This is a genomic window from Desulfobacterales bacterium (assembly GCA_028704555.1).
In the GTDB taxonomy this organism is placed as follows: domain Bacteria; phylum Desulfobacterota; class Desulfobacteria; order Desulfobacterales; family JAQWFD01; genus JAQWFD01.
In genome coordinates this window covers 25,623-36,530 of record JAQWFD010000041.1, presented here as the reverse complement: position 1 = coordinate 36,530, position 10,908 = coordinate 25,623, and the positions used below count along the sequence as shown (strand labels likewise).

The 10,908-nt window shown below is 42.9% G+C and carries 8 protein-coding genes and 1 pseudogene; 2 read left to right on the top strand and 7 right to left on the bottom strand.

The features are described 5' to 3' along the window. Positions 1–870: 870 nt before the first annotated feature. From PHQ97_13450 to PHQ97_13430, 5 genes are all read right to left on the bottom strand, one after another. On the bottom strand, positions 871–3,501 hold the full coding sequence (locus PHQ97_13450; GenBank protein ID MDD4393742.1) for an ATP-binding protein: 2,631 nt from the start codon (positions 3,499–3,501) through the stop codon (positions 871–873). A gap of 291 nt (positions 3,502–3,792) precedes the next feature. After that, a complete protein-coding gene (locus PHQ97_13445) occupies positions 3,793–4,356 on the bottom strand; it encodes a hypothetical protein (protein ID MDD4393741.1) in 564 nt (187 codons plus the stop codon). Positions 4,357–4,480: 124 nt separating this feature from the next. Then, positions 4,481–4,705 (bottom strand): hypothetical protein, encoded by a 225-nt coding sequence (locus PHQ97_13440; protein MDD4393740.1) that lies wholly within the window; start codon positions 4,703–4,705, stop codon positions 4,481–4,483. A 211-nt stretch (positions 4,706–4,916) separates the two neighbouring features. Then, entirely contained in the window at positions 4,917–5,747 is an 831-nt protein-coding gene (locus tag PHQ97_13435; protein ID MDD4393739.1) for a hypothetical protein, read from the bottom strand. Then, positions 5,740–6,855 carry a tyrosine-type recombinase/integrase gene (locus PHQ97_13430; protein MDD4393738.1) on the bottom strand — a complete coding sequence of 372 codons (1,116 nt, stop codon included), beginning with the start codon at positions 6,853–6,855 and terminating at the stop codon, positions 5,740–5,742. The genes PHQ97_13435 and PHQ97_13430 overlap by 8 nt, the downstream gene beginning before the upstream one ends. 723 nt (positions 6,856–7,578) lie before the next feature. Between PHQ97_13430 and PHQ97_13425 the strand changes: the two genes are divergently transcribed. Next, positions 7,579–8,427 (top strand): hypothetical protein, encoded by an 849-nt coding sequence (locus PHQ97_13425; protein MDD4393737.1) that lies wholly within the window; start codon positions 7,579–7,581, stop codon positions 8,425–8,427. 53 nt (positions 8,428–8,480) lie between these two features. Continuing rightward, positions 8,481–9,779, top strand: coding sequence for a CBS domain-containing protein (locus tag PHQ97_13420; protein ID MDD4393736.1), 1,299 nt, complete (start codon positions 8,481–8,483; stop codon positions 9,777–9,779). Between the two features lie 289 nt (positions 9,780–10,068). On the opposite strand, the pseudogene PHQ97_13415 reads toward PHQ97_13420, so the two are convergent. Next, positions 10,069–10,215, bottom strand: a pseudogene (locus PHQ97_13415) (hypothetical protein). A gap of 123 nt (positions 10,216–10,338) precedes the next feature. Then, on the bottom strand, positions 10,339–10,542 hold the full coding sequence (locus PHQ97_13410) for a cold-shock protein (protein MDD4393735.1): 204 nt from the start codon (positions 10,540–10,542) through the stop codon (positions 10,339–10,341). Positions 10,543–10,908: the final 366 nt, after the last annotated feature.

Here is a 10,908-nt window from a genome sequence, read left to right as displayed (position 1 = left end):
ACCGATCTGAGCATGGAACAAAAACAGCAGTCATGGGAACTGATTGAACAGTTCCTGGATTAAAAACCGGAGAGATGTGTTACCCTCTTTTCATGATTTTGTTCGAATTTTTATTGTCCTATTACAAATAATTCTTTCTGAATAGGCTAATCCCATACTGTGTTAAAATCCCGCCAAATAGCGTACAACCCTATTAAAGCTGGCTTTCAGTCTGTATGCTAAAAATTAAACGGTCTTAAAATGTTAGCTTTTATTAGCCTTTTTGGGTTTGGTTTCAATTTTAAAAAAACCGATATTCACCATTAAATCAATCTGCTACGATATTTTACACGTCTATAATCTAAACAATATCCAAACATTTTAAACGGTTTTGGCCTTCGAAAATGTTTCATTTTGTTGTAGCAGTCCGGCATCCTGCTGCCACTTTCAAATTTGGGTTGGTTTTAATTTTAAAAAAACCGATATTTAACGTAAAATCAATATGTTGCGGATATTTGCATATCTGAAAACCACCCCAAAACCAACTCTTTTATGGCACCGCTGCCATTTTCAAAAAGTTAACTATTGTTAACTGAAAGGCCGCCTCAAATTTAAGATTTTATTAGGTTCGCACTTTTCAGAACTGAACTATTCTGAACTCCTGATCCTCGGGTTTTGCCTTTCAAAAACTCTATTATTCTCTATCTGTTTTAAAGCCAGATATAACCCTTTCACATTGTTATATTACGGTTATGTTATCAAGAGTAGATAACCCCTTAATTTATAACCCATTTTTAAACCCTGTAACTACACGAATTTCGCGCCTTGCCTATCCGCATATGGCGAAAGTTCCAGGAAGGACCCAAAGGCCAACGATCTCTGCATGAACCTTCACACCCCTTTCCGCATACATCCGATGATTTCCTCCCGTATGGTTTTAGCCAGCCCATTGTATTGTGCATGAATCTCTCCTTTAACGGCCTGCCTCCATGATAGGGATGGGTTTGAATCAAAAGCGGCATCAATCCATTGTCGTGATTCATCCAGATTGAATTTGCTTTTGACCCTCTTTGCGATAGTTGTTTTAACGGCATCCAGATCAAGAAGCTGAATGATTTCAGACTGAATTAGGTCCTCCACTGTATCTGAATAAATATTATCGGCTAATCGCGGAAGTTCTTCTTTTGCAGGAATCACTTTGCCACAAGCTACAGCCTCCTGGAGTTTACGCTCAATGTATTCCGGTCTTTGGGAGACTGGCATTGCATTGATCTCAACACGCTCACAGGCCCATGAATTTTTGCCTTTTTTTTCTCCGATGAAATACTCTCGCTCGATAGCATTAAGCACCAAACTTTGAGGAAGGCTTTTCTTCCTGGTAAAGGTTTCCGTCTGCAATCCCATTTCAATGGCCTCGGATAGGAAAAATCCTAAATCATGAACCTGAACGCTATAACCCGGCATCCTCTCGGTTTCCTCGGCAATTGTCCTTGCTATATTGTATCCGTGGGGATCTGCATCGTGCCATACAAAAATTTGATAGTCCTGCTCCTTATCGGCATTTTCCAGCAGCACCCGGATAGCTTCGGAAGCATAACCCTCAGCCGATATTACGGCCATATCGTATCTTTCCGGCAAACCTGAATCACAGAGGATTTGAGCAACTCCCGATTTTTCAATGTAGAGGATCTTGTTATACAGCCAGGAAGGGAAATCATACGATTCGACTTCTTTGGTTCCCAATTGGAGTTCACGCCCTGAATGGGGTTCATACAGGACACCCCTCGGCTTGTAGTATAAACGTCTGAGTTTGTTGATCCCTCTGCGATATTTGGGAAGTATGGTTTGCGAAAAATAATTATATTCCAAAGATTTAGAGGTGTATTTCTGGATCAGTGGCCTGATCTCATAATACAGATCCCTCACGGATATATCATTTGACCCGTTATTGGTGCCTGAATTATATGCATCGCATAAACAGAAGCGGACAACATCAACCAATGAAGGCTCTATCGGTTTCGACTGTACCCGCCTCGCCTGCTCCCGTTGTGCTTTGGCAGCATCCCGCTCTCTTTGTTTGGCTTCCCTGCTAATGGTCCTGCAAGCTGTCCACAATGCTTTGCCGATTTCAACGGACACCTTGGAGGGGATAGTTACCCTGGTCTTTCCCCGGTCTTTGAAGGTCAATGAAGGACAAATCAAATGGACTGCCTTTGCATAAGAGCGATCATATTTCGGCTCGGAAACCACCTTTGCGCTATTGAAAAAATTCTTTATCCCATAAGCAGCGTAACCATCCAGGTCAGCACAAGGAATGCTCGTATCACTCAATGGGTCCTCAAAGGTGGGTGAAAAATTGATTCCGCAAAAACAGGCATCACAGGCGTTTACCGTCTCGGCAACCCCAACCTCAAAGATATACGGGCTTCCATCCACAATACAGGAAACCTTTTTGTACCAATACCGCTTGACCCCATACAGCCTTTCAAAAACAGTCTGGAAGTGTTCCTTCCCAATAACCCCCAATGATTTTGAAGAAACAGGTTTCGCCTCCAGCTGCATAGATTCCAGCAATACGGGGATAGAATCCTGATCGTTCTCAAAATCATTCAGGCGGTTGATCTCCGGCAATGATTGACAAATTTTTTTCGCCTTTACATTGCTGGTCAACCCCTGGAACTGACGGACAAAATCACGCAAGGTCAAATCAATGCCATCTTTTTTTGACAATGAAATATGAGAAAAGATTAGTCTGGATAGGGCTTGCTGATCATACCAATGAGGGCTTGTCTTATCCGTCGGCAAGAATTTTTTCCAGCCACCAGGATAACGTACAGTCGGTTGGTAAAAATTTGCATTTTCCGATGTTTTGGATTTAGCTTGCAAAGTATTGTCCGCTTGTTTGGTTTTTTCTAAAAATTTTACCAGAGCATGCGGATTAAAAATCGAAAAAGCCGTGGCCCAATGTTCAGGATCAAAGTTCTGCCCCGACATCGGCAAGGTTACGGTGATCTGCGTTCCCTCCAGAATATCGTTGGGGATCTGTTGCTTTTCGTGGTCAGAATGAAGTTCTCCGGCTGGGTCAACCCAACAGTGGATGACATGCTCAACACCCCGCGTTTGTATCCTGACAGGATGGTCACTGCCCAAAGCAAACGGCATTCCGATAATGGTTTTCAGCGCGTTCCCCTGTGCGCCCCGTGTTGGGGATCTGTAAGCCGCCTTGTCAGAAGTTCTGGTCCGGAAGTTCAATATCCGGTCGATGATTGCAGAATCAAGACCTAGGCCATTATCGCTTACAATCAAACGTATATCACGATCTATATATTCGGCCTGTATGTCGATCTCAGGCCCTTTGCCGGCTGCCTCGCATGCATCCAGCGCGTTATCCAGAAGCTCTTTGAGTGCAACGGTGGCAAAACAACATGCATCCTGCCCGGTCATCAGTGTCAATTCGGCTGCATCAAAATATTCGATTGTTCTGGAGGTCTCGAACGTGGTCCGTTTTAATGCTGTTGTCATAAATGTTTTGGTCCTTTCCGAATTTTCCCTAACATGCCAAGCAACTCTCCCGGTCCGGTATCGGAAAGCCCTGCTCGAATCCTCGCGGAACACAACAGGCCACCATAAGAAGAATTTACATGGCAATGATTTGAAATCCTGATTTTCATTTTTCCCTTTGCTGCTTTCCCCTCGTCAACTTGAGGAGCATGGTATACATGTTAATACACGCGTTAACGGGGGGCACCCCCTAAAACGGCAAACTAAGCGGAAAAGCTCAGCAACAAAGGCATCGGGCAAAATATCATCATTTCAGGGTGTCCATTGCTGACACGTGTGTCTTTCTTGGGGGTGTCCCTCGTTGACACGTGTGTGGGTGTCCCACGTTGACACGTGTTGTAATTTTGCTTTCTGTTTGGCAATTATCCCAGCTCCTGCCGCTTGGAACCCTCTTGTAACATCTTTTTTTCGGACTCTGATAGCTGGAGCCCCGGGTCGCCATTTAATAAAATCATCCTCAAGAGAGTATTGGTTTTTATCCTTATCAAAGGCGCCGCCCTGATGGGAAACGCTGATGAACCCCTTTGCCAAGAGTTCATCAAAAGCTCGTGTGGCACGGGCTTGCGATATGTGGCGCGCGCATAGTTCCTTATAGGTCAAAGTGAATCGGTTCCCGTCAGTTCTTACAAGCTTTTTTATGCCTTTTCTATCTTTACGTTTACCAAATTGCCGCTTTCCCAGAAGCAAAATAAGGACTTGCGCAGAACAGCTTGAAACCGTTTTTGATGAACCCTTTTGCCCCAACGATAGAAACGCAGGAGATAAAAATATCCTTGCCTCAAAAAAGGTTCCAGAACCATATCCATTTTTTGACATAACTTACCCTTTTGATCGAAATTAACCCTTTGGGATGATTTCGCCGCTGTATTTGATCCCGTGCTCCTGCATCGCTGCTCTGAAGGAGAGAATAATTTTGCTGCTGTCAATCACTGCCATAAACTTATGCCGCCCCATTCAGATTCCTGAGCCGCGCTGCTTCCCGACCCTGTTCTTTTTTAGCTGTTTCAGCCATTTTTTCCCACTCGTCAAGATCCACGAACAATTTACCCGCCACCTTTACTAAAAGATTTGGATATTTCTTTTTGGAATGCCATTTGTAGGCAGAATGAATTGAAAATGGGAGGGTGCCATGATTTGATGCCTGTTTAGCCTCGATAAGGTTCATACTTTTGTATCTCCGTGTTTTATTATTCCGTTCGTTTTATGAAATTGTACGTGATAATAAGATACGGTAGTTAGCGAGTCAAGCGAATATATAAATTATTTCGGTTGGTTCTGATATTTCGATACGTAGCGAATTAATAAAAATTAGCGAAATACAAAAGTATATGGTTTTTTTACAGAGAAACGGGGATTGAATAAAGTGGGGGAGGGGGCTACTCCTTGAGTGGTTTTTTTTGATTTGCTGTCCTGCAAATATCTGAGCAAAATCGTTTCCGGCCTTTTCGTTGAACTACATAAAACTTACCGCAATAATCGCAGAAACCGTAATAATCTTGGCCTCCAAGCAACAAAAAATCAAAGAATATACGAGAGAGCATTATATCTAATGGAAAATGTTCAGAAGGATCGCTGCCACGAAAGGGATGAGTGAAAACATAAGCAATTTGTTTTTTAAGTCTTCCATCTTTTTGTTTCAAAAATGTTTCAGATTGCTGACTGTATTTGGCAATTAAATATTCAACGGTTCTATTGCTATAACAAAGTCCAAGTCCACTTCCGTTGGGTTTGTCAGGGATGTTATGCTTACCCTCTTGTATTTTTGGTATTACTTGATCCCAAAGGAGATCAGATTTATTTATTTCTTCGAATAGAACTATCACATTGAGTCGAAATAATAACAATTGTCTCCATTCAAGCCATCTGTCCAAAAGAATTGTTTTCGAAAAATCTATACCTTTTTTTAAACCAGACTCATAACTTTTAGAACCGATGCGTTTTATAGTGTCAAGTTTTGTCTCATTATTGTCTTTCTTTTCCTTCAAAGATCGCTTGAGTGCTTCGATAAAATTTTCGTTGTTTTGAGGTTTAACTAAATCAATATCCTTTAAAAACCCATTGTTCGGGTTAACTTCATACTCCGCGCTCAATAGGACAACAGCCTCTCGCGCCAATTCAAGAAATTGCCAAGGTCGAATATCATCATCAAGAAATTTTTCCAGCCATTTCCCAAGGGAAATCATTTTTACAAAGTCAGGATTAGCCATTTCGCTTTTCCTCCAATTTTATAACTTGTGCTTGCTTGTTCGGGGTGAGTAAATCATCGGAAATGTTTACAGCATCACGTAAGGCTTTGTCCGAAAGATGAGCGTATCTTTGAGTGGTGCTTGCGTCTTTATGGCTCAACAGCGTTTGAACCGTGTACAGATCAATTCCTGAGCTGACAAGGGCACTTGCGAAATGATGCCTCAACCCGTGAAACCTGAAATCATCAGGTAGTTCAGCTGCTTTTTTTATTCGTTGCCACGGACCTTTGAAATCGGTTCGCTTGCCTCCGTTTTTCCCATAAAATATCCATTCTGTTTCATAGTCTTTGGGTACATCGTGCAACACAGCAACCGCCTTCAGAGACAAAGGCAAAGTTTGATCCTGCTGACCTTTCGGATCTCTCAAAGTGACCGTTTTTCGGACAAGATCAACATCGGACCACTTCAGCTTCATCAGTTCACCGCGTCGGAGACCTGTACGTATTGCAAAATTTACAATAGAAACTGTCATCTTATTTGACCACGTTTCCAAGGTAGCCATCAGACGCGATAATTCTTGATCCGATAAAAATTCCGTTTTTTTGTTGTTTAGCTTTGGTTTCTTAACTTTCCTGCAGGGATTAGCACCGGCATATAGCCCCCACTTTTCCGCTAAAGAATAAAGCCTGGACAAAAGAACAACCTGATGCTTAATTGTGGCTGCTGCATAGCTTTTATTCCCGGCCCTTTTAGTTTTTTTCATTGTCAGCATCAGTTTCTCAATATCGAAAGGGGAAATGTCATCAAGTTGTTTGTCACCGAATAAGGGCTCAAGGTGTTTTTGATAATAATATTTTTCGGTACGCCATGATTTTTTGTTTTCAATTGCCCATGGGCTATATTTCCTCCAGACATTGTTCAGCGTCGGGGCTGGCTTTTTTTGCTCGAGATTAAATGTCTTTTTGGCAATTTGTACCTTTAAAGTGCTTTCAATTTCTCGGGCAAGTTCAAGATTTGTGGCTGTCCGGGTTACCCTTCGCCCATTATATCGCACAATGATTTTATACGTCTTGCCTTTTTTAGGAATGGGGGAACCACATTTGGGGCATTTTTTTGCCGATAGTTTCATCTCTGTTTTGCAATTCCTACACCGGATGTTAATAGCCATGACTCGTTACCTCATTCTATTTTTGGGGTGACTATAGGGTGACATAAGGGTGACATCTCCATACTGATACGGTAATGCTTGTACAAAGCGAATAAACGAATAGTATTTGAATTTACAACGAAAGTCAAGGCTATACAAAAAAATATAACTGTTTTAAAACAGACTACGAATCCGTAGGTCGCGTGTTCGAATCACGCCGGGCGCACCATCATAAAAATAAAGGGGTTACGGAATATTTTTCGTAGCCCCTTTTGTCTTGCATTTTTTCTGAAAATACCCACCCCTTCTTTCAATATTTTAAGGTGCTTGCTGACAGTTGACTGGGCCAAACCCGGGGCTTCCTGATTTATCACACACCGCACCCTGCGCTTGAGGGGGCGGGAGCGTTGTTTCTTTGTTCCCGGGCTGTTTTCAGAATGGCTGGCATACGGGGAAAAAAATTCGAATTAATGAGCCTCCGGTAAGGAGGCTTTTTTTTGTCCGGCAAAGCCGGAGCCCCGTCCGTTTGAAAGGAATCCGAGATGATTTTTTCGTTTCACCCTGCTCGATGTTATGATTCGGATCAATTTTATCTGTGAAGCATTATTGCTTTCATTACGATAATTTGGTAGAAATATTCGATTATAGAATACACGATGTTACGATAATATATTTTCAATATTAAAGGCGTATAAGGAATATCCGATGTCTCAAGAGCATACCATCAAAACGTTTGTCAAAGAAAAAAAGACGCTTCTGATTATTATCGCGGTCGTTCTGTTTCTGCTGGAGCTGGAAATTTTTGCCGTGGCGGTGGTGAAATCCGGACGTAAAGCCTGGTTGCAGGTTACCGATCAGCATGGGGACATTGTGCATGAAGCGGAAGGTTATTCGCTTAGTAATTTTGACAGGGAAAATTTTGAAAAAGCATTCGGATCGCTTAAAAATTATCAGGTGAGACTGATTACAAAGGAATTTCCGTTTCCCTTCAGGGCCTGGTTTGTGGCCGCGATAGGTATTCCGGTTGGTGTTATTTTGTTGTTCTGTTTTATTGTGAAAGCCTATTTAACGGTTATGTACGGAGAAGAAAAGAAAAAAGAAACAAAAGATTTGCCGGAGAAAGAATATGAATCGGGTTTCGAAAAACTGGTGGGCAAAATCAGCAGCCTGAACATATTCGTAATCGGCGCTCTGGTGCTGATCGCTGTTGTTGCTTACTGGGTTATTCCAAACGTCATTACTTATATCGGTAAAATCGGTATAGAGACATTTATGCGGCATAAATGGGTTTTTCTCGGTATCGCGGTCGTTCTGTTGGCCATTGTCATCTGGATTGTTTATCTGAGATATCTTCTCGCAAAAAAAACGATTGAAACCCAGGCGGAGGTCAATAAATTCCGACTGGAGCTGGAAATGATCAAAAGTGGTGAAATGCCCGCCCGGATTGAATATAAGCAAGGCGATGAATCCGGAGAACCTCAACTGGTCGGCTGGCATGAAACCGACGAGGATCAGCCGGATTACAAGGAAGGGGAGAATAACGGGAAAAATTGAGCCCAATGCCCTGATCAACGCAGACAGATTTAAAATGGATTGTGAGACGCCTGATGAGAATTATTACAACTCATAAGAATACCGATTTTGATGCCCTGGCTTCTGTGGTCGCTGCAACTATTCTGTATCCGGATGCACTTCCGGTTCTTCCTAATATCATCAATCCAAATGTCAAAGCGTTTCTGTCGATTCACAAGGACATGTTCAATTTATACTCGCCCGATGAGATCGACCCGGATAAGGTGACCAGCTTGATTATTGTGGATGCAAACAGCTGGTCCCGTCTGGAAAAGATGGAGCCTTTAAAAAAACGGGATGACCTTGAAATTATATTGTGGGACCACCATCTGAAGAATACCGATATAACTCCCACCTGGATATGTCAGGAAGAAATTGGCGCTAATATCACGTTAATGATCCGACAGCTTAAAGCGCAACATAAAGTTTTGACCCCGATGCAGGCAACCCTGTTTCTCACCGGATTATATGAAGATACCGGGAACCTGACATTTTCGTCTTCAAAGGCCGAAGATGCCTCCGCTGCAGCGTATCTTCTTCATAACAAAGCGGATTTAAAGATTTTGAACTCCCTGCTCCGCCCGGTATATGGAGAAAAACAAAAACAGATATTATTTGAAATGCTGAAAAATGAGGGGCGCACCCGGATCAATGGATACAATATCGCCTTTAACCGGGTCGATATTAGCGGTCATGTGGGGAATCTGTCTCTGGTGGTGCAAATGTATAAGGAGATTTTAAATGTGGATGCCGCCTTCGGGATTTTTAACATAACCGACCAAGACAAATGTTTTGTTATCGGGCGAAGTGACAGCGAAAACATCAATGTGGGCGCCATCATGAGGCGCATGGGCGGTGGCGGGCATCCGGGTGCCGGCTCAGCCATGCTGAAGAATGTAAGCCCTGATGCAGTTCAGAAAAAAATTTTTTCCTTCATCGAAGGTGAGCAGAAGCCCTCGCTTCAGGTATCGGATCTTATGACCTGTCCGGTCTATTCGGTAAACTCCGGAATGGCTATGGAAACGGCAGCTTATATTCTCAGGGAAAAGGGATGCACCGGGGTTCCGGTCATTGATGACGATAAAATAGTCGGGATAATTTCCAGACGTGATTTTAAAAAAATACGAAAAGATTCTCAGCTCAAGTCGCCGGTCAGGGCCTATATGAACACCCGTGTCATAACCGTTGAAGCCGACAGCAGTCCGATGCAAGCGGTCAATCTCATGGTAAAACATGATATCGGGCGCCTTCCCGTTTTAAAAAACGGCATGATGGCAGGCATCATTACCCGGTCAGATGTCATGGTGTATTTTTATGATATGCTGCCGGATTAGACGGGCTGGAATATCATCAGCAGTTCCTCATATAGCGTGTATAATATTTTTTTACTGCGTCCCGTGTCTGAACCGGGCATAATCCGTTATGCCCTCGAAGGATAACATGGAATCCCCAGTTTTGAGACTCCCCGGCGAATAGGGTCTACCTCCTTAGCCGTGCCGCCAAAGCAGGAAACAAATTATGGATTCAGGCATCAGAACAAAAATAATCAGGATTCTGTCAATATCATCCTGTTCGAGCAGACATTTTTCGATATGGCTCATGGTTTTGCCGGCCCCGTGTTTCTCAACGGCAGACCGCATCCGTTCCGGCAAGACTTCCGGTGTGTGATGCGATGGCTTCGGCGCCTGATTCCGCGCGGCCGGACTTGAGCACCACAACCGGTTTTTTCATGCGGGCAGCAGCGGCAATCTCCATGAAGCGGTCTCCTTCCGTTTTTGTTTCATGTGCTCTGCGTGGTAAAGCGAAGCGTGCGAGAGAAAAAACGGATTTATCAAAACAAAAAGGGCGTTTTCCCTTAAGAGAAAACGCCCTTTGATAATTCGGATAGAGAAACTATACTACAGTAACATTTACTGCAGCAGGTCCTTTTTTACCCTGTTCTACATCAAAAGTCACCCGGTCGCCTTCATAGAGAGACTTGAAACCGCTTGCATTGATTCCTGAATGATGAACAAATACATCCGGTCCGCCATCTTCCTGCTCAATAAATCCAAAACCTTTGGTGCTGTTAAACCATTTTACTGTTCCATTAGCCATTGTGATACACTCCTTCTTGATAAAAAAATATAAAGTTTCTAAACTGCAGGTTACCACTTTGGCAAATGGATTTTTCCTTCAGTACCGAAACCAGCCCGTCAAATCGTCGCCATCCATAATTGGTCTTTTCCGTTAATATGGATGGAAAACACTCTTTACACCCATGAAACCCGAATTTCCGGAAGGGTATTAATCAAGAGCGGGCACTTTTAAACACACAAAAGATAGCATATATTAAAAAAAGATCAAGTAAAATATTTAATATTTTTAAAGTTAAGGGCTCGCTCAGAAATAAGTTTGCAATTTTAAGCGTTGAGGCGCCTGCCTGGCAAGGCGCGAAAGCGCGGGAATATCAAGCATATTCCC